The organism is Burkholderiaceae bacterium DAT-1 (genome assembly GCA_019084025.1).
Lineage (GTDB): Bacteria > Pseudomonadota > Gammaproteobacteria > Burkholderiales > Chitinimonadaceae > DAT-1.
Map to the genome: position 1 here is coordinate 165,595 of JAHRBI010000005.1, position 24,149 is coordinate 189,743.

Genomic DNA, 24,149 nt, shown 5'->3' on the forward strand with positions numbered 1-24,149 from the left:
ATGGTGATTTGCAGCTTCGCTTATTCCGAGAAGACCACTTTCACCGAACTATCAACCGCCGATTTTTCGATGTAGCTGATCGTATTCGGATTGGACGAAAGCAGCTTTTTGATTTCGCCCGAGCCAGCAATTTCCTTAGGTGGCTGTCCACGACCCGTAAAAATCACCTTGGACCAGTAGGCCTTGATCTGAATCGAGGATTTGCCGAGCACCTTGGCGCTAAAATCCTCGCGGATAGGCGATCCATCTTGCTGATCTATCGGAATGGCAGGCGTCCCATTGGGGAAGTTACCTGTTTTTCCCAGGAAAATCTGCGATACCTGCTCGCCTGTCAGTTTGTCGATAGCGGCCTTGGAGCCTACCACTACCACAAAATCACCTGCCAGGCAGACCGGCGCCAATACTGCAATTAGAAGTGTCATCAGGGACTTTTTCATGTTGGTCTCCTTAGAACACTACGTTCCACGACATGGATAACATATTCGCATTACCGGTGAATCCATATTGCGAACGATCGTCGAGATGATCATATTGCAGCTTCAACGCTTGACCCTTGCGGAAATCCCACCGTGCTGTTGCCGATGTGGTGACATGAATTTCCGATACGTCATTGGCAAAGCGCTCCTTGAAACGGGACCAGCTCACATACCCGCTCCACTCGGGAGTAAAGTGATAGCCTGCAGAAAACAGATAGGACATGTAATTGTCCTTAACACTCGGGCGGGTAAAGTAATTCGCTTCACTTCGCCAGATGAATGAATCTGTATCTACATTAAAGGCCAGGCCATAAAAGCTCTGAGCCACGTTATTCACTTTTAACTCGGTCACCCCGCCAAATGTCGCATAGCGTTCAACGGTGTTGTGCATGGTGATGGCTCGGAAATCGTAAACGTCGTTACTGATATCCAGATAGCCGCCGACAATGTTCTTCCACTTTTCGTCGATGGTTTTACCGTAATAAATCAGGCCCAGCTCACGGTTATCCGTGTCGTGCTGTTCACCCGCCCAGACATTACCGGTAATGGCCCAGTCACCCATCACATCCTTGTACATGGCATTCACGCCATTGTAGGAATACACCTGCCAGCCATACAGGTCGGCGGAAGGACGCACCCACGGGTAGGCGTAGCCCACATACATGTAGTCGGAATAGTTATAGATGGGAAGACGCTTGTGACCGGCCTGAACAGTCCAGTGACCGTTCAATTCATAGCCCAGATACGCCCAGTCGATATCACCCTTGTAACCATTTGCTCCACGCGCCACCATCTGCACGGTCGCGGTCAATTGCGGGTCGACTTTGAACTGAGCTTGTAGGCCAAATGAACTTTCCGGGGAGAATGTCCATTCATGGTACTGATACATCCCCGCATATTCAAAGTTACCGACAAAACACGGGCACTGATATTTCACAGCGCCATTGTCCGAATTGGGCTGGTATGTAAAGGGCGCTTCCGTCCCTGCAGGATACTGATCGGTGGCACTGCCACCCATCACCCGACCAGCAGTGACATTGGCAAAGCCGCTGATCGTGGTTTCCAGCGCCCATGCGGGTGCTAGGCCGGCAAGCGCCAGCAGACACAGAACAACACGTGGTTTCATGCTCACCTCACACCGGAAGTATCACAAAATCGTGACTGATGGTGTGGGTATAGCCTACATGTCTGAAAAGAAAAGAAGTGGTATCAGATTTTCGATCAATATCGCAACACTTCCAGAACTTCCTGATGCAATTCCGGATGAACGGTCGCCACGACCTGTCCTGTCGACTCTTTGTCGAGTGCATGACCTTGCCAGTCGGTCATAACCCCCCCGGCTCCGATCACCACTGGCGCCAGGGCGGCAAAATCATGCAGCTTCAAGCCACTTTCCACTACCACTTCGAGCCCACCCGTCGCGACCTGCGCGTACAGATAGGCATCGCCCCCCCATAGCGTAAAGCGCCCCTTCGTCGCCACGCGATTGAAGCGTTCCAGCGTATCGCCGGCCAGATACTGTGGCCCGGTCGAGCCGACACGGGCGCGACTGAGTTGCTGCTCGTTGGAAACGTGGACAGGCTCGCCATTCAGCCATGTCCCCTCGCCCACGATGCCGACCCAGCGCTCACCCAGCACCGCCTGATCAATCACGCCCAGCACCGGCTTGCCGAAGTGCAGCAAGCCGATCAGGGTACAGAAAGTCGGGCGGCCACATACAAAGCTCTTCGTGCCATCCACTGGATCGAACACCCACACCCACTCGGCCGCTTCCCGTTCGCGACCAAACTCTTCGCCGATGATGCCGTGCTCGGGCAAACGGGCGTTGATCATGGCGCGCATCACCTCTTCCGCGCCGCGATCTGCCAGTGTCACCGGACTGGCATCGGACTTGTCGTCGATGGCCACACCGGTCCGGTAGTGCGACAGAATCACCTTGCGGGCGGCGTCGGCCAGTTCGTTGGCAATGGCGAGAAAAGCGCGTGCGTCGGTCATGATGTGCTCACTTCAGGAGAAAATCAGGCGCAACCTGCTGGCTGCGCCCAGTATCGGTCAGGGCGGGTTCTATTTCGCGATTACGTCACAACTGTCGGCTCGGTACGCCCCGTCAGCCCGACAATATCGGCCAGATAGTGCGCGACAGCAATCACCGATGCCAGCGCGATCTGGGTATCCAGGCTATGCCTGGCCGGATCAGCCTCGAAGCGTTCCAGATAGACACGCAGGGTCGCGCCTTCGGTTCCTGTACCGGATAGGCGGAACACCACACGGGAGCCGTCCGCAAACTCGATGCGGATACCCTGACTGCGACTGACAGACGCATCGACAGGGTCGGTATAGCTGAAATCATCCGCCAGACTCACCGTCAGACCATTCAGCCTCTTGCCCGGCAAATCAGCCAGCGCAGCGCGCAGACGCGCCATGATGGCATTGGCCCCCTCAACTGGCAGCGCCTCGTAATCATGACGCGAATAGTAGTGGCGACCATATTGCGCCCAGTGATCCGCCACAATCTCGGCCACCGACTGTTTGCGCACAGCCAGCAGATTCAACCAGCACAGCGCTGCCCATACGCCATCTTTCTCGCGTACATGGCTGGCACCGGTGCCGTAGCTTTCCTCGCCGCACAGGCTGATTCGGTCTGCATCCAGCAGATTGCCGAAAAACTTCCAGCCAGTTGGCGTCTCGTATACCGGAAACCCCTTGGCTTGACCGACCACATCCAGTGCTCGCGACGTCGGCATGGAACGCGCCGCACCATGGAAAGTACCGGCAAATTGCGGGATCAGTGCAGCATTGGCCGCCAGAATGGCGAGACTATCCGATGGCGTGAGTACACAATTGCGACCCAGAATCATATTGCGATCGGCATCGCCATCAAATGCGGCTGCAAAATCCGGCGCGTCCGGGCCATTCATGCATGCCACCAGATCAGCTGCATACACCGGATTCGGGTCAGGGTGTCCGTCACCGAAATTTTCCAGCGGCACACCATTGACCACGCTATCAGCAGGCGCACCCAGCAGATCGCAGAATACATGGCGGGCGTAGGGTCCGCCTACCGCATGCAGGGCATCCAGACGGATACGGTGCCCATCCGCCAGCCAGGCGCGAATCGCATCCATATCGACGAGGCTTGTCATCAGTTCGCCATAGGCATGCACAGGATCGACAACCTCGACCGCCATCTGGCCACGCGTAAAACTGCCAGCAGCACCCAGTGGAATATCGTCGCCATCGGCGATCAAATAGCGCGTCAGGGTTTGGGTGAGTGCGTACATCTGTTCGGTCAGTGATTCAGGTGCCGGACCGCCATTGGCTGCATTGAACTTGATCCCGAAATCCCCATTGGAACCACCCGGATTATGGGAGGCCGACAGAATGATGGCGCCCGCTGCACCCGATTTGCGCACCAGATGCGACGCCGCAGGCGTAGACAACAATCCATCACGTCCCACCAGTACACGCGCCACACCATTCGCTTGCGCCATCGCCAGAATGATCTGGACAGCTTGACGATTGTAGAAGCGACCATCCCCTCCGACGACCAGCGTCGCGCCCTTCAAGGCGGGCACCGCGTCGAATATCGCCTGTACAAAATTGTGTAGATAGGGGGCAGCCTGAAAGACGCCTACCTTTTTCCGCAATCCGGATGTACCGGGCTTCTGACCTGCGATCGGCTGGGTCGCTACTTCACGAATCACACCTGTCATTCCCTGCTCGCTATTTAAATGTTTAAATTTGAATCTGCAATAAAAAACGGGGCGCCTGAGCGCCCCGTGCATGGTATCGGAAGCCTTATCGCGGCGCCAGACGGATCGCACCATCGAGGCGGATGGTTTCACCATTCAGCATGGGATTGGCAATGATTGCCGCTACCAGTTGCGCAAACTCGGCTGGCTCGCCGAGGCGCGACGGGAACGGCACCGCTGCGCCCAGTGCATCCTGTACTTCCTGCGGCAGACTGGCCATCATCGGCGTTTTGAAGATGCCCGGTGCGACAGTCATGACGCGAATGCCGTTACGCGACAGATCACGTGCCATCGGCAGCGTCATGCCGGCAATACCAGCTTTGGACGCGGTATAAGCGGCCTGTCCCATCTGCCCGTCAAACGCTGCTACAGATGCTGTATTGATGATCACGCCACGCTCGCCTGTTTCCTTGGCGGCCTGTTTGCTCATTTGCGTGGCTGCGAGACGCGACATGTTGAAGGTGCCAATCAGGTTCACTTCAATCACGCGGCGGAAGGTATCCAGCGCGTGCGGGCCTTCCTTACCCACCACCTTCTCGCCATGAACAATCCCGGCGCAGTTCACCAGTACATCAATACCACCAAATGTGGACACAGCAGCCTGCACAGCAGCCTCGGCACTCGCAGCATCGGACACATCGGTGTGTGCAAACACAGCATTGGCACCCAGTTCCGCTGCCAGGGCTTCGCCACCTTCGCGATTGCGATCTGCAATCACCACGCGTGCGCCTGCTGCATGCGCCATGCGCACCACCGCAGCACCCAGTCCGGATGCGCCACCTGTTACGAGAATACTGCCTTTGCTGATATCCATGCTGTTGTCTCCAGTCGTTGTGGATGAAGTTTGCTCGCAGCCTTACATGCCCGCGACAAACATAGCACCGGCGAGGATCGCTCGCCGGTGTCGTTTTTATTTTCTTAGGAAAAGATGGCGCTTATGCAGGCTTGCGCAGTACCAGCCCGAGCATTTTGTCTGCAAGTTCGGTCGGCGTCGCGCCGCCTTCGGGCTTGTACCACTGCATGGTCCAGTGCAGACCACCTAGCAGCAACTTGCGCAGCAGGCGGGTATCTTCGTGGATCAGACCGGCACGTGCGGCCTCGTCCAGTGTATTTTGCCAGTCGCGCTCGTAAGCATCGCGCATGCGGATCAGTTCGTCCTGCGCCTTGTTCGAGAGACTGGGCCATTCATACAGCAGCACGGACAGCGCGCCCTTGTCATCGCCCAGCAGCGTTTCCAGATGCACGCGGAACAGTGCGCGCAGCTTATCGATCGGTGCGCTTGCCTTGGCCAGTGCATCTTCGAGACGATCTGTCAGCTCGCCGATTCCAGCAGCCATGACGGCAACCAGCATTTCTTCCTTGGTACGGAAATGGTAGAACAGACTACCTGACTGCATCCCCACTGCCTGTGCGAGGTCGCGCACGGTGGTGCGTTCATATCCCTGCTCTTTGAACAAACGGCTTGCAGCAGCAATCAGTTCGCTACGACGTGTCTTTTCTTCTTGCGTGGTCATTGGCTTACCCGGGTAAAAACTTGGAATTCAATCGTTTTTTGCGTGCTGAAATCGGAAGCAAACTTCACAGCGCCCCCGAGGTGAACGAACCGATTTTTGTTATGAGCCCGCATGACAATTTCATGCAAGCGCTTGATCGTATCGCATTGAAGCTGGATTATTCTAACGCCAACCAGAAATTTTCGCGCCGTTATCAAACGAACTAACGACAGTCATCGACGTTATATGACACCTTCAACACCACAACAATTATCACAAAAGCGCTTACATAACAATGTGTTGAAGTTTGTTTTCAATCAATTCCCGTGCATTCGGACAGGCAATCCGGGGTACAACGCAACATGGATAAAAGCGTTGCAGCAATCGTACAGGGCTTATCCACCCTCCCCGATTCCACAAAAGAATCTTGTCCGTCTCCCTCAATTTATCGGTTTCGCTGCCGATGAACAGGATGGGCGTGTAGAGACCAGTGCGCGAGCAGTAGGCCACAGGTTGCGCTCAATGCGTGTCAGCGGTTTCGTGCAATCTGCCCTGTTCACGCTACTATTGAATTGAGCATCTTTACTCAACACTGACGACATCCATCGGAAAACTGAGTCCGCAATGAATGCCAGACTGTTATTCTTGACCCTCTGCCTGAGCCTGTGCGGGTGCGAGAAATTTACAGAAATCACCAATCAGGCCAAGTTCAATGGCCGAGCCATCGGTGCTGCCTGCCGCCAGAGCGGCCGCTCACTGGAGGACTGTTTCCAGCGCAATCCGCGGGTTGCGCGCGCGGATATTTTTTCTGGCTGGAAGGAAATGAATGAGTACATGATGGCCAAGAAGCTGGAGATCATCCCGCCTCCGCCAGATAAGCCCAAAAGCGAGCCCGAGCCCAATGTCGAAATCAATGCGGGCGAAGACGCATCGTCCGCCAAGGACGACAAGCACGCAAAGGATGACAAGGCAGAGTCAGGCGGTAAGCAGGACAAGGGTGATCACAAAAAGTAGGTTCCCTGCCCTACGTTGCCAGCATGAACGCACCTTGCCGATGGCACGTTCACCCTAGAACGTGCCATTAATGTTCAGATAGACCTGTGCCCGTCCATTATCACCCTGACCCACCCCGAAATATGCTGGCCCGAAGCGGGTATCTCCCCCGACAAATAGGGTTGCAGAGGTAAAATCTTTCGGCGATTGCTCCTCTCCCGACATCTTCCACAAGCGCGCGGCCTCAAAAGACATCCCCCAGAAAGCGCTCTCCCCAAGTAGCGGAGACAGATGGGCAAAGTCCCGGCTGAATACGACGCGACCAAACGCAGCACGCTGCGCCCGCAGTTGCCCCTGCCCATATCCGGATAAGCGGAACATGCCACCATACGACGCCCAGTTGTATATCGGCGCATCTTTGCTATCGAACACCTCTGCGGCACCTCGCACCACCCAGCGGCCTCGCGTCATGGCAGCATCGGCTTCCATCTTCAGGGTGTGCCAGGAGACCTCATTGCCCCACTGTACCGGATTGACCTGATAGTACAGACGCAGTGCATCGCCATTGCGGGGGATGCGTGCATTATCCAGCTGATCATAGGCCAGACTGATGAGCATGCCGGCATTGGTATCGGTACCACTCTCGATTTCGCTGGAACCAATCAGCTGGTGATACTGGACTTTCCCCTTCACAATACCCACACGCGCCTCACCAAATTCACCCTGATTGGAACCAACATCGAGTTGAACCTCGCGCCGAACCAGCTGGTAGTCGCTCACATGATGATTGCCCACCCAGGCCTGCTCAGGTACACCCAGAAAGCGCGCACTCGCTGACGCAAACATGGTGTGTCCTGCACCCACCGGCTGGGTCAGGAAGGTCTCTATCCCGCGCTTATCACCTGCCCATAAGCGCGTCTTCCAGTCACCGCCCGCATCATTAATCCAGGTTCGACGGTACTGTGCCAGCAAAGTGAAATCAGATGTTTCCGAGAAATTTGTACTGAGTGCCAACCCGAAGTTGAGATAGCCGGGGCCCCACTCTTTTTCCTGGGGCAGGAGAAGTAGTACATCTCCCCCGCCGGGATGCGGCGCCAGACGATAGCTGATTCGGCTGTAATCCCCGCGCGCATAGGCCTTGTCGAGCGCCCTGGCTAGCTCATCCGCATTCAAAGGACGATCTGTTTCCGTATGCGCCGCCTCTTTCAAGCTTTCCGGGCTCACAAATCGCGTCGGCTCCACTTCAACCGCACGTATCATCGGATTGGATGGCTTACGTTGCTGTCGGGACATCAGCCAAGCCTGCCAGCTTGCATCATCCGCCTTGAGCGCCTGCAACCGTGGCAAGACACGTTCGGTCGCCGCCTTTCCCTGCTCAATCGCCCAGGCAACCTGATTGAAATCTGCCGAAGACATATTTCCCAGTACAGGACGAATCAGCACATCCTGCCACGCCAGGGTAGCAAGTTGTTCATCCACATTTCGCTGCACCATCAGGCGTAGCGTTTGGTCGGAAATGGCAAGGGCATCAGGGATGTCCTTGCGCGTCAGTAACGGCGAACTGATATCTACCGCAATCACGACATCACCACATACTTGCCGGCCCACATCGACAGGCAGATTGCGCGCCAGCCCTCCATCCACCAGAACACGCGTTTCGCGCTCGACCGGCGCAAACACACCGGGTACCGCCATACTTGCACGCATGGCTTCGGCTAGGTCACCACGTGAAAGCACAACCATTTCGCCCGTTTCAAGATCGGTGGCAACGGCTCGGTAGGGCAAGGGCAATTCATCAAAATTCGCGTTCGCATTGCCTGCCAGCGAACGGATCATGAGATCGACCTTGTGTGTGCCAATTGCACCCTTGGGTAGTTTCAATTCGCCGGCATCCGAAATGCCCAGCTCGAAATCAACGAAATTCAGACGGTCATCCACCTTTTGCCGGTAATCCAGCAAGCTACGCGGCGGGCGGTCATTCAGAACATGATCCCAGCGTGTTGCGCGTACCACGCGCTCCAATTCGGCGGCGGTCATCCCTGAGGCATATCCCCCACCCACGAGCGCGCCCATACTGGTTCCCACCACGCAATCGACGGGTATATGGGCTTCTTCCAGTGCTTTTAGTACGCCAATATGTGCCAGTCCTCGCGCACCGCCGCCCGACAATACCAGCGCCACACGAGGTCGATCGGCCCAAACAACCGTACTACCCAGCAGGGATAGGCCGAACATACACACCGCCAATATCTGTCTTGATCGCGCAATCATAGGTGCCACTCGTCGGGAATCTCCGGCGCGATCATCCAGACTTGTGGGGTGGCTGGCAAGCATTCACACTACAGTAAGACTAATTGCGATTACATGAACAGATTCAAGATGAAGATTCTCGCTCACCGTGGCTGCCACCTCGACCATCCGGAGAATTCGATGGATGCCTTTGCTGCGGCGGTTTCCCGTCGATTCGATGGCATCGAAACCGATGTGCGCGCCAGCACCGACGGTCAAGCAGTTCTGATACATGACCGCGTCCTGAAAATGGGTGTAGCTGTCAGTGATTTAACACATGCCGAACTATCGCATGCCTGCGGATTTACCATTCCAACGCTGGAAGATGCACTCGATGCTTTCCCCGGCATCCTGTGGAATATTGAAATCAAGACGGTCGAGGCCGCGGCACTGGCCTGGCCCATCTTACGGCGATACGCATCGAGCCGCAGGCTGTTGCTCACCTCGTTCCGGCACGATGTCGTCATTCAGTCCTTAAGCGAGATCGCTTGTCCTGCGGGCTTTTTAATTGCCAGCCATCCCTCCGATATCCCGCATCTGATCTCCGCCTGTAAAACCCATCCCTTGATCTCTACCGTTGTCTGGGATTTCGAGATTCTGGATAACCGCACACTCGCCATGCTGTCCGATGCAGGCATTCACAATGCTGTGTACGGTCCGCGTACGCGTGCCGAGCATGAACGGCTAGCGCCACCCTTGATTGACACTGTCATTACCGATTTCCCGGATTTTTGTGGTCTTTAGGCAGCAAACTGCTCCAGTTTGACCATCGCGGCCATCTATTGCACTGGCGTACTCAAGATTGGCCTTCTATGGTGAGTTCAGGCATATCCAAAGAATGCATTTGATTTGTGCATGTTTTGCCTGAACCCATTGATGGAAATGGAGCCAAAAGATGATTGTGCGCCTCACCCCTCTGGCAGGAGCCCTACTCTTTGCCACCCTTAGCACTGCATATGCTGACGATGCAGGCAATATGTTCAAATTTTCTGGATTCGGCACGGTGGGTTTAAGCAAAACCAGCACCGACGAAGCCGAGTTCAGAACAAGCTACCTTACCTCGACCGGTACAAAGAAGAGTGCCGATTTCGGGCCGGATACCAAGCTGGGCATGCAACTTGAAATTGCGCCAACCCAAGGCGTGGTAGGTACCATCCAAGTGCTGTCCCAGAAAAACCGCGATGGTAACTACACGCCCGAAGTTGAATGGGCAAATGGAAAGGTAGCCATCAATAGCCAGCTGACTGCCCGTGCAGGTCGCATCGGTGCACCTGTGTTCATGATTTCCGACTTCCGCAGCGTGAACTACGTGAATACCTGGGTTCGCCCACCGATCGACGTGTACGCCCAAGTGCCCATCTCATTTTTTGATGGTGTTGATTTACTGTGGAAGCAATCCGTCGGCGATGCTTTCTTGACGATCCAACCTTATATGGGTCGCTCAAAAGCCAAGGTCAACTTCGACATGGATGTCGATCTCAAGAATCTTCAAGGGATCAATGCCACGCTGGAATATAACTCGTGGTCATTCCGGGCAGGCTACACTCAGGGCAAGATTACCGCGCATAGCCCTCAGCTGGATCAGGCGTTCGGCACCATGCACAAAGTGCCTGTCCCGGCCGTTCAGGACACTGTCAGCCAGCTCGAAGCTGTCGACAAGAAGTCGAGCTTCTGGGGCTTAGGTGCAACCTACGATGATGGCTCCTGGGTGGCGCAGAGTGAATATACCCAGCGTAAATCCGATAGCTTTCTGTCGAATTCAAAGGCCTGGTACCTGAGTGGCGGCTATCGCATTGGCGACTTCACGCCCTACGTCGTCACCAGCAAAGTAACGTCCGAACCGAATCTGGTGGGTGTCCCGCTTCTCTCCAGTCCGTCGCCTGTGTTGCAAGCACTGGGGAAGGCCTCTATGGCTGTACTGAGCGCCCTGAACCAGCACACAAACTCGGTAGGGGTGCGCTGGAATGCGGCGACCAACCTCGCGGTGAAAGCGCAGTATGATCGTATATCAACCGATACAGGCGTTGGCTACGGCAGCATTTTCACCAACCGTGTGAATCCGAACTTCCAGGGAAGCGCTGTCAGTGTGTACAGCGTCTCCGTGGATTTCCTGTTCTGAGGGGGTGAATCATGATGCGCATTGCAAAACTTCAATTGATCGCGACATGTCTGATCTCCGGTGTGGTCTGTGCTGAGTCACTGGTGGTGATTGTCAATCCAAAGGCAGCTGTCACCTCCATGACTCAGGAACAGGTGGCCAATGTCTTTATGGGCAAAGCCAACGATGTGGGTGGTATCTCGCCCGTGTCACCAACGGACCTGAAGAGTGAGGACAGCAAGAACGAGTTCTACACTAAGGTTCTGAAACGTGATAACGCTCAGATGAAGGCGTACTGGGCAAAGATGAGCTTTACCGGTAAAGGTCTTCCGCCCAAGGAGCTCGCCACAAGCGACGAAGTGCGTCGATTTGTTGCAGCAACTCCCGGTGCAATAGGCTATATCGATAAGAGTGCTGCAGATAGTTCCGTGAAAGTGGTATTGAGCGTGAACTAGTCGGGCCGCCCTGCAGGTGTGTACTTGCAGGGCAGATTATCCTTCGGAGTGAAATCATGACGATTGCCAAGCGTCTCATGTTGCTGATTTCGGTTGCGCTAGCCGGGCTTCTACTGGTTGGCGGGGCTGGTATGCTGCAGTTCAAGCGAATGAATAACCTGGTCGGCGTCATGACCGATGAGTCTATCCCCGGGCTTATCGCCATCAACAATGTCAGTGAAGCGTATCGTGATATGCGGACCTTGATTCTCAGCTTCATGGCGGAATCGGATCCGGACTTGCGCGGTGGATTCAAGGGCAAGATTGAAGAGGCGCGCAAGAATGGCCAGCATGCCATTGATAACTATGTCGCCCTACCGACACCAGATGAGGACAAGGCCAAAGTAGCCTCACTCAAAGCCGCGTTCGACAAGTATCTCAAAGCCTTTAACGGTACAATCTCCAAAGCGGAAACCGGCAGTACCGACTTGGCTCAGGCAGCCTTGTATGGCGAAGTGATGCCAGCCGCTGCGGAAATCGAGAAACAGCTGAAAGCTAGCCAGGAGGCTAAGCTGAAAGCACAAAGCTCCGCCTCGGAAAAGCTGAACAAAGCTTACAGTAACTCGATCATTGTCATGCTGATCGTGATCATCGGTGGATCAGCCTTACTGCTAGTGTTCAGTGCACAGCTGAATCGCTCCATATCCGGGCCACTGGGGTCCATGAACCGGACAGTGGTTTCGATTGGCAATAGCCTCGACTTCACCAAGCGCGTTCCGGTGTCCAATACCTCGGATGAAGTCGGACAAACTGTTGAAACGTTCAACAAGCTGCTGGATACATTGCAAACAAGCTTCGGGCAGATTTCTCAAGGCATTCGCGGCGTCAGTGGCTCTGCCAACGCAATTGACGGGTCTGCCCAGCAAATGCAGCGCAGTATTAATACCACCAGCGAATCTGCATCGGCGATGGCGGCAGTGGTCGAACAGGTCACCGTGATGGTGAATCATGTAGCCGAGCGTGCTGCTGATACGGAGTCCCTGGCCATGAAGTCAGGGAAGATCGCAGATGATGGCGCGGAAATTATTGAAGCTACCGTGCAGAATATCGATGAGATCGCGTCTTCGGTGAAAGAAGCCGCCGCGATTATCGAAGCACTGCAGCAAGAAAGCTCAAAGATTAGCGTGATGGTCACCGTGATCAAGGAAGTGGCCGATCAAACCAATCTACTGGCACTCAACGCGGCCATTGAAGCAGCCCGCGCGGGTGAACAAGGTCGCGGGTTTGCAGTGGTAGCGGATGAAGTACGGAAGCTCGCCGAGCGCACGTCGCAATCGACTCAGGAAATCAGCAAACTCGTGGGTAGCATCAGCACTGCCTCCGAACAGGCAGTATCTGGCATGAAGCAAGCCGTGACCAGTGTCGAAAACGGCGTGGTCAAAGCCAAGGAAGCGGGCAATGCAATTGGCGAGATTCGCTCGGGATCGCGCACACTGGTCGAACTGGTGTCGGATATTAGCCACGCCATTCGCGAACAGAGTGCGGCCAGCTCCAGCATGGCAGGACAAGTGGAACGCGTAGCGGAAATGTCGGAAACAGCAAGTGCCGAGGCCAGCCACACAACCCATGCTGTGAGCGAACTGCGCCAGCTAACCAATCAGATGCAGGATGTAGTCGGTCGCTTCCGAGTCTGACACACGCTTTCACGCATTCTACCCAGGGGTGAGCACATCATGCTCGCCCCTTCTTCTTTATGCCCCTGCCGCACCCCAGACAAAGAAAAAGCGATCCATCAGGATCGCCTTTATTGGCTAGCAGTCTATCTAGCAATTAGCCTTCGGAAGCACGCATTGCGCGCTTGCGGTCATGCTCGTTCAGGTGACGCTTGCGGATACGGATGCTCACCGGTGTAATTTCCACCAGTTCGTCATCATCAATAAATTCCACAGCGGATTCCAGGGTCAGCCTGATCGGAGGTGTCAGACGCACGGCTTCATCGGTACCCGATGCACGCACGTTGGTCAGCTTCTTGCCCTTGATCGGGTTCACGATCAGATCGTTATCACGGGAATGGATACCGATGATCATGCCTTCATACAGCTTGTCGCCCGGATTCACGAACATACGGCCGCGATCTTCCAGATTCCACAGCGCGTACGCCACGGCTTCGCCATTTTCCTGGGAGATCAGCACGCCATTGTGACGACCCGGCAGATCTGCCTTCACAGGACCGTAGTCATCAAACACGTGTGACATCAGACCGGTACCACGGGTCATAGTCATGAAGTCGGACTGGAAGCCGATCAGACCACGTGCAGGAATGCGATATTCCAGACGGGTACGACCCTGGCCATCCGATTCCATATTGGTCAGTTCGCCACGGCGACGACCAATTTCTTCCATGATGCCACCCTGGTGTTCATCTTCCAGATCGATGGTCAGGTTTTCGTATGGCTCGCACTTCTCGCCATTGATTTCCTTGTACACGACGCGCGGCTTGGCCACAGCCATTTCGAAGCCTTCGCGACGCATGTTTTCCAGCAGAATGGTCAGGTGCAGCTCGCCACGACCGGATACGCGGAATACGTCGGAATCTTCTGTGTCTTCAACGCGCAGCGCCACATTGGTCAGCAGTTCCTTGGTCAGACGATCGCGGATTTGACGCGAGGTCACGAACTTGCCTTCGGTACCGGCCAGCGGCGAGGAGTTCACCATGAAGTCCATGGTCAGGGTCGGCTCGTCTACGGTCAGCATCGGCAGACCAACAGGCGATTCCTGATCACAGATGGTGACACCAATACCGATTTCTTCCAAACCGGAGATAATGATGATGTCACCGGCTTCAGCGCCTTCCACCGGCACGCGATCCAGACCCTGGAAGCCCAGCACCTGATTGATACGGCCCTTGGCAACTTGATCTTCGTGGTTCATTACCACCACGTTCTGGCCCGGCTTGATACGGCCGTTCAGCACACGACCAACCCCGAGACGACCGGTGTAGGTGGAGTAGTCCAGCGCAGCGATTTGCAGCTGCAGCGGTGCATCCGGCGAACCCGGCGGGGTCGGCACATGGCTCAGCACGGTTTCGAACAGCGGACGCATATTATCGGATTCGGCAGCCAGATCCAGCTTGGCAAACCCGTTCAGACCGGAAGCGTACACAATCGGGAAGTCCAGCTGCTCGTCTGTGGCACCCAGCTTGTCGAACAGATCGAAAGTCTGATCCACCACCCAGTCAGGACGTGCGCCCGGACGGTCAACCTTGTTAATCACCACGATCGGACGCAGACCCAGAGCCAGTGCCTTCTTGGTCACGAAACGGGTTTGTGGCATCGGGCCTTCAACGGCATCCACCAGCAGCAGCACGCCGTCCACCATACCCAGCACACGCTCAACTTCACCACCGAAGTCAGCGTGACCCGGGGTGTCAACGATATTGATGTGCGTGCCTTCGTAGTCGATCGCGGTATTCTTGGCGAGAATCGTGATGCCGCGTTCCTTTTCAAGGTCGTTGCTATCCATCACGCGTTCGTCGACTTGCTGGTTTTCACGGAAGGTACCGGATTGACGCAGCAGCTGGTCCACCAGAGTGGTTTTGCCGTGGTCAACGTGGGCGATGATGGCGATATTGCGGAGTGCGCGGCTCATGTGACGTCTCGAAAAATCAGATTGTAAATCGGAGAATTTTGCAATTCTAACACGGCAAGGCAATTTCTTTGCACAAAAACTTGCATTTTTCCTTTGATTTCAGGATAATGCAGCGCCTCACAACCGAATCCTTGAATTAGGGAACCGGTGGAGAGTTTTCATCGTCCTGACCCTTGCGCCGAATTGCCTGTGTCTCAGTACGGTCAGCCACTTTGTGGCATCCAACGACTGTATAGAACATAAATGCTCATGGCGCGCTGTCACGGTAGCACTGCTACCTTGCCTTGTTGGTTAGCGTCGATGTTGGCGCTGACGATCCGCGATTAACGGCCGGGCCCTTCCCTGCCGACTCTGTCTGATCCAGCTTTGTTTGGCCGCCCGTCGGATTTGCGTGCTGCGGCCCCATACTTCAACCCCGAACCCGCAATTGAGCGGGGTGGCACTCATTTTGCCCGCGACTACGCCGTCGCACAGGGGTTGCGCTTCATGCGCCGCACATTCATATCGAATCGCGGCAGGATGATGCACTACTCAGGAAGACTACTTTGACTCAAGTTACATTCGCCGACCTCGGACTCGCTCAACCCGTTCAGGATGCACTGGCCAACGCAGGCTACAGCAACCCGACACCGATCCAGGCCGCTGCGATCCCCATGCTGCTCGAACGCCGTGACGTCATGGCCTCCGCAGCAACGGGTACCGGCAAGACAGCAGCGTTCATGCTGCCCGCCCTCAATTTCCTGACCACGAAGTCTGAAAAGACTGGCCGTGGCCCGCGCATTCTGGTTATGAGCCCGACTCGTGAACTGGCTGCCCAGATCAAGACCGCTGCCGAAAACTACGGCAAGCAAATCCGTCACGCCAAAGTGGTGAGCATCGTGGGTGGCATGCCCTACCCGCTGCAGATCAAGCTGCTGTCCTCCCCGTTTGAAATTCTGGTGGCGACACCGGGTCGTCTGCTTGACCTGATCAACCGTGGCCGTATCGATTTCTCCCGTCTGGAAATGCTGGTGCTGGACGAAGCCGACCGCATGCTGGATCTGGGCTTCCGCGATGACATCGCCGAAATCGCCACCAAGCTGCCAACCGAGCGCGTAACCGCCCTGTTCTCCGCTACGCTGGACGGCGACATCGCCCGCATCGGCGCATCGCTGCTGAACAATCCGGAACGCATCGAAATCGCTGCACCGGAACGCCGTCAGGAACAGATCGTTGAAAAACTGCACTACGCAGACGACATCGGTCACAAGACCAAGCTGCTGGATCGCGTACTGGAAGACGAAACCGTCAATCAGGCCATTGTGTTCATCGCCACCAAGATCGATGCCGATTCGCTGGCCGACAAGCTGCTGGCCGATGGCAAGAAGGTTGCCGCACTGCATGGTGACATGCAGCAGCGCGAGCGTCAGCGCACGCTGAACCGCCTCAAGAAGGGCGAAATTGATATTTTGGTGGCAACCGACGTTGCAGCCCGCGGTATCGACGTGGCCGGCATCACCCACGTGGTGAACTTCGATCTGCCGAAGTTTGCCGAAGATTACGTGCACCGTATCGGCCGTACCGGTCGTGCCGGTCGCGAAGGTGTGGCGATCTCGTTTGCTGCCAAGCACGAAGTGCCGGCACTGCGCCGCATCGAAAAATTTGTTGGCCGCAGCCTGACTTCGTTCAAGTACGAAGGTCTGGAATCCCGCTTCGAGCCGCGCGCCGGTGGCAGCGGTAGTGGTGGCAAGGGTGGCCGCTTCGGTGGCGGTGGCCGTCGTGAAGGTGGCTTTGGTGGTGGTCGTCGCGAAGGTGGCTTCGGTGGCAACCGTGGCGGCTTCGGCGGTGATCGCGGTGGTCGTTTCGATCGCGAACCGCGTCAGTTCGACGGTGAACGCAAGTTTGGCGATCGTCCGCAAGGCGAACGCTCTTTCGGTGACCGTCCGTTCGGTGATCGACCGCAAGGCGAGCGCAAGTTTGGTGACCGTCCGCAAGGTGGTTTCGGTGGCGAGCGTCGTGAACGCAGCTTCGGCGGTGAGCGCTCCTTCGGTGGCGAACGCAGCTTTGGCGGCGAGCGCAAGTTCGGCGACCGTCCTCCGCGCCAGTTCGACACTCCGCGCGCCTCTGCTCCGCGTGATCATCAAGGCGATGCAGATGGCAACCGCCGCGACATCCCTCCGACACACGAGCGCCGTTCGGTAGGCCAGTTCGACGATAACCGCCGTCCGCGCTTCCAGGGCGACCGCGCCGGTTTCGGTGGTGATCGCAAGCCGGGTGGTTTCGGTGGCGAGCGTCGCTTCGGTGATCGTCCGCAAGGTGATCGCAAGTTCGGCGACCGTCCGCATGGCGACCGCAAGTTTGGTGATCGCCCGCAAGGCGAGCGCAAGTTCGGCGACCGTCCGCAAGGCGAACGCCGCAGCTTCGGCGAAGGCCGCAGCAGCCGCTTCCCGAGCGCCGCTGACTTCGAATAATCATCGGGCCGGATAACCGGCCTGCTGGTTCGAAATAAGAAAAGCACACCTGAGAGGGTGTGCTTTTTTGTTTGACAGCGGACTTGTGTGCGGCAAGCTGTCCAGATGTTACTTTCACAGCATGGAAATGCGATTGCCTGAGACGTTGAAAGCCATCAAATACTTATCGAACAATCGGGCGCACATCACCGCAACTGCTACCCTTCCAAATTGCACGTGCCTCCAAGGATGCTTGAATTTTGGATGTACCCGCTGGAGCACCCACGATATCCCCAGAAGAGACGGCGTGGAACGTCCACTCTTTCTCGCTCTTAAGCTCAAGTTCGCCCACTGCATGCTGCGACCCGCCATTCGGTGCCGTACACGTGAGATCGTATTTCGCGCCACGCGGCGTTACGTTCAGTAAACGTGCCTGGCAATTCGGGTGGTCACTCTGTATCTGCTGACGCATTTTTTCGGTGTCCAGTCCCTGAGCTACCGCTTCGGGCGTAATGCATTCGAGATGGCGGCCAGCACTACTTCCTTTGGCTTTCATGTGCTTGAGCATAATTTCGCGCTCTTCAGGCTTGGCCTTGGCCAGAATCTGTTCCTGCATTTTATTCAATGCAGCCTCCATATTCTGACCATTGACGGTGGTATTGCTTGTGCGCTCCCACAGGCCTGGCTCGATTTTCGCGTGGATCACCTCAGCATGACTTTGAAAAATACACAGCAGTGCAGTAGTCATCCCAACAGCATGTCTGATCTTCATGAAATCTTCTTCCCGTAGATGCCACATATTTCGATGTGACAGTTTTTTTCATATATTGCAATAGGTTGCATGCATTATTCATATAGAACAATGGCATATCATATTGTAGCGATGACATGCAATCAAGTCGACGTTTTCGAGATTTCCCCAGTGCTTTCCCGTGTTCGCTATAACAAGTATGGGTTTGCATAAACGATGATGGGTTCATCGGCGAAGCCCGCAGCAGCCGCTTCCCAAGCGCAGCTGACTTCGAATAATCATCGGGCCGGGTAACCGGTCTAATGATTCGAAATGAGAAAAGCACACCTGAGAGGGTGTGCTTTTTTGTTTTTGTCGGGGTGGAAGGTGTGGCGGTTATCGACCCAATTCAGTCGTTCGAACTGGGTGGGAGCGGACGTTCAATGTTGCAAGTTGAACCTCGAATGGCAGCCCGCCGACGCGGGTCGGCTCAAGAGCAGCTTAGGAATCTCGCGGCGAAATTGAATCAGCCGGTTTCTCAAGATAAATGCCTAGCAGTTTCGGGCCACGCACCAGACTTTTGAAAGGCCGCTAGGATCTTCGGAATGAGGCGTTTCATGCATCCTTCATCAGACGAAACCGAGCCTTGCTCTTCGCCATTTGACGGTTCGAGAACGGCATAGCTCCAGTTCTCTGAATTGACACGAACTGTACCCGTCGCGACGGCAGCGTGAAAGCGATCTGGGAAGAAGCGATAGACCGCATACCCGCCCTGATTCTCGATCAGATGGCACTCGCAGAAGAACATGGTCATGGTAGGGGCTCAACGTGGGAATATCCGGCGGCGTGACATTCGCGTAAATTGCGAAGTTAGGCTTACCATTTTTACCAGCTTAATTTAGCTTTCCATTGTTATTTCTTCGACATGTCCATCAACGTCAAAACGAACACTTATAACATAGTCCGTTACTTCTTCTGGCAATGTGAAATCGAATACGCAATCATCATCCCAGTGGCTTTTTAGCTGAAGTATGTTCAATACTTCTCTAGGATCTGGAGTAGCTGTTCCAAAATGCTTTTTCCAATATTCCGCTTCAATTTCTTCTAGATGATGAGAAACAAATAACGTACCGCCAAATTCATCATCTTCTGTCCCAAACGCAGCCTTAATCGCATCAAGCGCCAGTTCTTCTCTTTTTTTAATCTGCTCAGAATTCATAGATAATTCCTGTTTTGCCTTACAGTGATTATACGTGCCCCTCGGTCAGCATAATAATTATTATTAAAGCGTCAGACTATATCACTACAACCCGCATCCAGGCTCGATTCATGCAGTGCTGGGTCCGTATAACAACACGGCTATTCAATATGCATGACTAGATAACTGTACAAGCTGTGATTCCTAACTGACAGGCAGCTTTGGAGACACTTACGGGGAGGTCCGCTCCTGGCCGCAACCAGACTTCGCTCGTCATACCACAACTTTAATACCCACCCGCGTCAGCCCCGCAGCCACGCCCGCCACCACCCACACAAACACCACCGAGCACATCACCCCTACCCCACCCTGCATCCAGCTCACCGGCCAGTTCACTCCAGTGACTTGCATCCCTGCTTCGACAAAAAACGGAATCAGATACGCCAGCAACGGGACCTGTGCCAGCCTACGCATGCCGGGCACCGCGAGCAGGCCGCGTGATAGCGGAGTCACTGCCTGAATCAAGGCAAACACCGCAATACAGATGGCTGCACAGTACAGTGCCCAGCTGGGCGTTGCATGGATTTTCGAGATGGGATAAATCGAATGCACAGCCACGGCCGCCACCAGACACAGCAGCGCAAACGCAAACAGGCCGACCCGTTTCGCCCGTGCAGGCAATTCGCTCAGTGCAATGCGTGTCGTCACAATACCTGCCAGAACGAGCAGCACATGCGCACAATGCAGCGACTGCGTTCGCAGCGCACGAATACCGGGCGAGGCGCTCAATGCCGGACATTCAAGCACCGCGTATATCAGCACACAGCCTGCCATCGCCAGCAGCATAGGCAGGATACGACCACGACCAGCTAAATAGACCTGAGCAGACAAGCAGCCCGCCCAGCCGATCAGACCGAGTATCCCCCACCAGCTGGTCTGCATGGGCAGGTTGCCATCCGGGCCGCCACGATAGATCGCAAAAAGAATCAGTAATCCCGATATGCCAAGGGGCCTTGCCCAAGCTGGCGTTGCATCGTGCCCTGCAGCCGCATGCAACCGCCCCCATATCAGCACCAGACAGATCAGCGAAAGCACGTTCCAGACCGGCAGGTTGATGCCAATCGCGGCAAAGCCCTCCTCCGCATTGACCATAAACAGACCCATCACAATCAGCGCCAGCGCACGTTTGCCCTGATCAAGCTGAAGTTGCCAAATTGAAGCCCCCCGAATCACTTGCTGCTGTAGCGAGAGCGGCATGGACAGGCCGGAAATAAAAAGAAATGCCGGGAAAATCACATCCGGCCAGGTCATGCCATCCACATGGGCAGGCATATGGTGCATCCAGTCCGGCATACCTTTTACGCCTGCCAGCTGATTGATGAATAACATGAGTGCCATCGTTAACGCCCGGCAGGCATCAATGGCAGGCTGGCGGCCGTGTGCGGCAAAAATGAAGGACTGCATGAAGGGGCGTCCGGCAAGACAAAATGCGAGTGTGCCGGCTTATTGCATGGCGCACCACTGTTGGAAAGTGGTCTGATTCATGTCTGACACAAAAGTAGAATTATGTCCGCAATGAATCCTGAGCTAGGCGGACTAAAACACTTAACTCCGGGAGATCACGCTGAACTGTTTTCCAGACAATTTGCAGATCCACGCGGTCATAGCCATGAGAGACGCGATTGCACATCGTATACATCACCAGCCACGGGATATGCTTATTGTGCTCAGCAAATTCTGGCGCTTGCCGGAGAATGTTGTTGGATGCCTCTCCGATGATTTCGATGTTCCGGATGACCGCATCCTGAACAAGTTCACTCCCAAGAAATCCAGCCTCATCCATGTCGGCAGTGTAGCGCCCGATTCGATCATTGCCTTGAGAATATGTTCAAGATAATCATGTGCGCGAGCGTCTTTTGTCATACGGGTACGGCCTCTGACAAGACACGATGACGAAATGCCTCAGGCAACGCCATGGGCGTCAACACATCAACGGATACGCCTAGAAGTTGTTGCAACTCAATCTGAATTGCCGCTACATCCATCAGGGAAGTGTCAGGCGTAGGGTCAATCAGAATATCGAGATCACTGTCATCGTGATCGCACCCATGGAGGACCGAACCAAATATCCGTGCATTGCTTGCATGGTGGGTTGCCACTACATGCCGAATCGCTTCTCTATTTGAATCAAGTACGTCAGAAGGTCTCAATTCCATTCCTTCCATGCTGTCGCCAGACATCATGATAATCGTAGCAAGCTGTGAGTGCACCATGCATTTGTACGATGCCTATAAACGCAAAAAGCCACCTGCCGAAGCAGATGGCTTTTTAATTCAGATGCCTAGAATTAGGCAGCAGCAGCCGGAGCAGCAGCCTTCTTGGCGCGGGTGGTCGCAGCCTTGGCCGAGGTTTCGGCAGCAGCAACGCTGGCTTCTGCGAAGTCAGTGGTGACCTTCTTCACAGTCTTCACAGCGGTGTCGTATGCGGATGCGGCAGTGGTCACCGCGTTCTTCAGGGTGGACACAACTACTTCGGAACCGGCCGGAGCGGACTTCACTGCGCGATCCAGTGCGGACACCAGACCCTTGTTGAACTCAACCACGTTTTCTTCAACGAGCTGGCTCAGTTCGGTTTGAGTGCTGCTGGCGGCTTCGTACACGTGACGGGCGATGGATAGCGCCTTGTCAACGGACGGCTGCGACAGTTGCTGTTGCAGCGCGACCAGACCTTGCAGGTCCTTCACTTCGCTCAGTTGGCGCACGTTGCTGGTGTTTTCTTCCAGCAGCTGGCGGGCCAGATCGATCTGCAGGCTGACCAGACGCTCGACGCCGCTCAGCGCGATGTTGGACAGACGGATGGATTTTTCGAGTTGTGCTTGGCTCAGGCCAGCGAAATCTTGGGTGTTGAACATTTTTTTCTCCAGTTTACGGAAGCGGATGGTATCGAGCGCTACTGCGCGGCCACCAATATTGCGCCGCAACATGACTACATTATGAATGTGCAAAAAAACGTCTGTCAACCTCTTTTTTGTGCACCGCACAAAACAGGGATACTCAAGTAAATGACCAATAAATCATTTACTTGTATACACCCTGACATTTGTTGATTTTGCGACAGCGAATTGCTTCAAAGGCAACATCGCGACGCAAAAAAGCCCGGATTGCAACCGGGCGACTGTCAAAAATGACAGGTAAATGCGATGAAAATTCGGGCAACCTTCCGTCACATTTTTACGACATTGCCATATCTTCCTTGGCAATTTCTGGCGCCACCAGATTGCCCAGCTCGGCGAGTGGCGGCAGTTCGGTTCGCGATTTCAGGCCCAGATCGTCGAGAAATTTGCGGGTGACATTATACAAACCGGGACGGCCGGGCGTTTCGCGATAGCCGACCACTTCAATCCAGCCACGCTCTTCCAATGTTTTCACGATCTGGGTCGACACGGCGACACCACGAATCTCTTCGATTTCGCCACGCGTCAGCGGGCCTTTGTAGGCGATGATCGCCAGCGTTTCCATCACTGCCCGCGAGTAGCGAGGCGGCTTTTCCGGACTCATGCGATCCAGATAGGGCTGCATTTCCAGCCGCGCACGGAAGCGCCAGCCCCCCGCCAGCTTGATGAGCTCGATGCCCCTGCCCCGCCAGGCAAGTTGAATTTCTTCCAGCAGCGGATTGAGGATGTCCGCATTCAGCTCTTCGGCGAACAGCTTCTTCATGTCATTTAAGGTCAGCGTCTCATTTGCGACCAGCAGGGCGGTCTCCAGCACCATTTTGACGTGCTGTGCATCATGAATGGCGGGCTTCATGCGTCTATTCCGGTTTCAATGGCTGCAGATGAATCGGCGAGTACAGCATCGCTACCCGCCAGTTTGACGTATATAGGTGCATAGGGCTCGATCTGGCTGACGTCCACCAGCCGTTCCTTGGTCAGTTCCAGCACTGCAATAAAACTGACCACCAGCAGCGGCACGCCGCGTGTGACATCGAATAGCTGGGTGAATTCGATATAGGCACCGGACTTGAGCTGGCGCAGGATATCACCCATCTGCTCGCGTACCGACAGCTCGTCGGGTCGCACTGTGTGGGATTTATGATGTTTGGCGCGCGCCAGCATGCTCATCCACGCCTGCTTCAAATCAACCGGGGAGACTTCCGGCAGCTTCACCACCAGTTCGCGGTCGAATAGCACTTCGGCCCAGCTGAAATCGCGCCCGGCAACCGGCAGCTGATCCAGCTCGAATGCGGCGAGCTTCATCTGCTCGTATTCCAGCAGGCGGCGGACCAGTTCGGCGCGCGGGTCGTCCACATCTTCGGCTTCGACTTCCGGACGCGGCAGTAGCATGCGCGATTTGATCTCGATCAGCATCGCAGCCATCAGCAGGTATTCCGCCGCCAGCTCGAACTGCGCAGATTGCATCATATCGACATAGTGCATGTACTGCGCAGTGACGGCAGCCATGGGGATGTCGAGAATATCCAGATTCTGCTTGCGGATGAGGTAGAGCAAGAGATCGAGCGGCCCCTCGAAGCGATCGAGGAGCACGCGCAGTGCATCAGGCGGGATGTAGAGATCCTGGGGCAGCTCGTTGACGGGCTGCCCGAACACCAT

23 protein-coding genes and 1 pseudogene are annotated in these 24,149 nt (G+C 55.3%); 7 read left to right on the top strand and 17 right to left on the bottom strand.

Annotation, left to right across the window (positions count from 1 at the left end; genetic code table 11):
* Positions 1 to 20 precede the first annotated feature (20 nt).
* From KSF73_11715 to KSF73_11740, 6 genes are all read right to left on the bottom strand, one after another.
* Positions 21 to 437, bottom strand: a complete 417-nt coding sequence (locus KSF73_11715) for a phosphate ABC transporter substrate-binding protein (GenBank protein ID MBV1776378.1) — start codon at positions 435 to 437, stop codon at positions 21 to 23.
* Between the two features lie 10 nt (positions 438 to 447).
* Entirely contained in the window at positions 448 to 1,602 is a 1,155-nt protein-coding gene (locus KSF73_11720; protein MBV1776379.1) for a hypothetical protein, read from the bottom strand.
* 95 nt (positions 1,603 to 1,697) lie between these two features.
* Positions 1,698 to 2,471: a histidinol phosphate phosphatase gene (locus KSF73_11725; protein ID MBV1776380.1), complete on the bottom strand. Its 774-nt coding sequence runs from the start codon at positions 2,469 to 2,471 to the stop codon at positions 1,698 to 1,700.
* Between the two features lie 80 nt (positions 2,472 to 2,551).
* Positions 2,552 to 4,189, bottom strand: a complete 1,638-nt coding sequence (locus tag KSF73_11730; GenBank protein MBV1776381.1) for an alpha-D-glucose phosphate-specific phosphoglucomutase — start codon at positions 4,187 to 4,189, stop codon at positions 2,552 to 2,554.
* Positions 4,190 to 4,274: 85 nt separating this feature from the next.
* A complete protein-coding gene (locus KSF73_11735) occupies positions 4,275 to 5,042 on the bottom strand; it encodes a 3-hydroxyacyl-CoA dehydrogenase (GenBank protein MBV1776382.1) in 768 nt (255 codons plus the stop codon).
* A gap of 121 nt (positions 5,043 to 5,163) precedes the next feature.
* Positions 5,164 to 5,742, bottom strand: a complete 579-nt coding sequence (locus KSF73_11740; GenBank protein MBV1776383.1) for a TetR/AcrR family transcriptional regulator — start codon at positions 5,740 to 5,742, stop codon at positions 5,164 to 5,166.
* A gap of 20 nt (positions 5,743 to 5,762) precedes the next feature.
* Between KSF73_11740 and KSF73_11745 the strand changes: the two genes are divergently transcribed.
* Complete coding sequence (locus KSF73_11745; protein ID MBV1776384.1) at positions 5,763 to 5,948, top strand: hypothetical protein; 186 nt, start codon at positions 5,763 to 5,765, stop codon at positions 5,946 to 5,948.
* Between the two features lie 397 nt (positions 5,949 to 6,345).
* Positions 6,346 to 6,735, top strand: coding sequence for a hypothetical protein (locus tag KSF73_11750; protein ID MBV1776385.1), 390 nt, complete (start codon positions 6,346 to 6,348; stop codon positions 6,733 to 6,735).
* A 54-nt stretch (positions 6,736 to 6,789) separates the two neighbouring features.
* Here KSF73_11750 and KSF73_11755 read toward each other — a convergent pair whose 3' ends face one another.
* Entirely contained in the window at positions 6,790 to 8,985 is a 2,196-nt protein-coding gene (locus KSF73_11755) for a patatin-like phospholipase family protein (GenBank protein MBV1776386.1), read from the bottom strand.
* A 108-nt stretch (positions 8,986 to 9,093) separates the two neighbouring features.
* On the opposite strand from KSF73_11755, the gene KSF73_11760 reads away from it, so the two are divergent.
* From KSF73_11760 to KSF73_11775, 4 genes are all read left to right on the top strand, one after another.
* The gene (locus tag KSF73_11760; GenBank protein MBV1776387.1) at positions 9,094 to 9,747 is read left to right on the top strand and encodes a glycerophosphodiester phosphodiesterase; all 654 of its coding nucleotides are present in this window, start codon (positions 9,094 to 9,096) and stop codon (positions 9,745 to 9,747) included.
* Positions 9,748 to 9,898: 151 nt separating this feature from the next.
* Positions 9,899 to 11,122: a hypothetical protein gene (locus tag KSF73_11765; protein ID MBV1776388.1), complete on the top strand. Its 1,224-nt coding sequence runs from the start codon at positions 9,899 to 9,901 to the stop codon at positions 11,120 to 11,122.
* Between the two features lie 35 nt (positions 11,123 to 11,157).
* Positions 11,158 to 11,556 carry a hypothetical protein gene (locus KSF73_11770; protein ID MBV1776389.1) on the top strand — a complete coding sequence of 133 codons (399 nt, stop codon included), beginning with the start codon at positions 11,158 to 11,160 and terminating at the stop codon, positions 11,554 to 11,556.
* A 56-nt stretch (positions 11,557 to 11,612) separates the two neighbouring features.
* A complete protein-coding gene (locus tag KSF73_11775) occupies positions 11,613 to 13,229 on the top strand; it encodes a methyl-accepting chemotaxis protein (protein ID MBV1776390.1) in 1,617 nt (538 codons plus the stop codon).
* 136 nt (positions 13,230 to 13,365) lie between these two features.
* Here KSF73_11775 and typA read toward each other — a convergent pair whose 3' ends face one another.
* Positions 13,366 to 15,183, bottom strand: a complete 1,818-nt coding sequence (gene typA, locus KSF73_11780; GenBank protein MBV1776391.1) for a translational GTPase TypA — start codon at positions 15,181 to 15,183, stop codon at positions 13,366 to 13,368.
* A gap of 545 nt (positions 15,184 to 15,728) precedes the next feature.
* On the opposite strand from typA, the gene KSF73_11785 reads away from it, so the two are divergent.
* Complete coding sequence (locus tag KSF73_11785) at positions 15,729 to 17,633, top strand: DEAD/DEAH box helicase (protein MBV1776392.1); 1,905 nt, start codon at positions 15,729 to 15,731, stop codon at positions 17,631 to 17,633.
* A 163-nt stretch (positions 17,634 to 17,796) separates the two neighbouring features.
* Here KSF73_11785 and KSF73_11790 read toward each other — a convergent pair whose 3' ends face one another.
* From KSF73_11790 to KSF73_11830, 9 genes and pseudogenes are all read right to left on the bottom strand, one after another.
* Positions 17,797 to 18,384, bottom strand: a complete 588-nt coding sequence (locus tag KSF73_11790; GenBank protein ID MBV1776393.1) for a DUF3617 domain-containing protein — start codon at positions 18,382 to 18,384, stop codon at positions 17,797 to 17,799.
* Positions 18,385 to 18,880: 496 nt separating this feature from the next.
* A complete protein-coding gene (locus KSF73_11795; GenBank protein ID MBV1776394.1) occupies positions 18,881 to 19,156 on the bottom strand; it encodes a hypothetical protein in 276 nt (91 codons plus the stop codon).
* 84 nt (positions 19,157 to 19,240) lie between these two features.
* A complete protein-coding gene (locus tag KSF73_11800; GenBank protein ID MBV1776395.1) occupies positions 19,241 to 19,561 on the bottom strand; it encodes a DUF2004 domain-containing protein in 321 nt (106 codons plus the stop codon).
* Positions 19,562 to 19,813: 252 nt separating this feature from the next.
* A complete protein-coding gene (locus KSF73_11805; GenBank protein ID MBV1776396.1) occupies positions 19,814 to 21,004 on the bottom strand; it encodes a DUF5009 domain-containing protein in 1,191 nt (396 codons plus the stop codon).
* 100 nt (positions 21,005 to 21,104) lie between these two features.
* A pseudogene (locus tag KSF73_11810) lies at positions 21,105 to 21,463 on the bottom strand (DUF86 domain-containing protein).
* Positions 21,460 to 21,750 carry a nucleotidyltransferase domain-containing protein gene (locus KSF73_11815; GenBank protein ID MBV1776397.1) on the bottom strand — a complete coding sequence of 97 codons (291 nt, stop codon included), beginning with the start codon at positions 21,748 to 21,750 and terminating at the stop codon, positions 21,460 to 21,462. The pseudogene KSF73_11810 and the gene KSF73_11815 overlap by 4 nt, the downstream one beginning before the upstream one ends.
* 137 nt (positions 21,751 to 21,887) lie before the next feature.
* Positions 21,888 to 22,523 (bottom strand): phasin family protein, encoded by a 636-nt coding sequence (locus tag KSF73_11820; protein MBV1776398.1) that lies wholly within the window; start codon positions 22,521 to 22,523, stop codon positions 21,888 to 21,890.
* Positions 22,524 to 22,770: 247 nt separating this feature from the next.
* Positions 22,771 to 23,346, bottom strand: a complete 576-nt coding sequence (scpB, locus tag KSF73_11825; protein MBV1776399.1) for an SMC-Scp complex subunit ScpB — start codon at positions 23,344 to 23,346, stop codon at positions 22,771 to 22,773.
* Positions 23,343 to 24,149, bottom strand: a complete 807-nt coding sequence (locus tag KSF73_11830; protein MBV1776400.1) for a segregation/condensation protein A — start codon at positions 24,147 to 24,149, stop codon at positions 23,343 to 23,345. Before KSF73_11830 ends, scpB begins: the two co-directional genes overlap by 4 nt.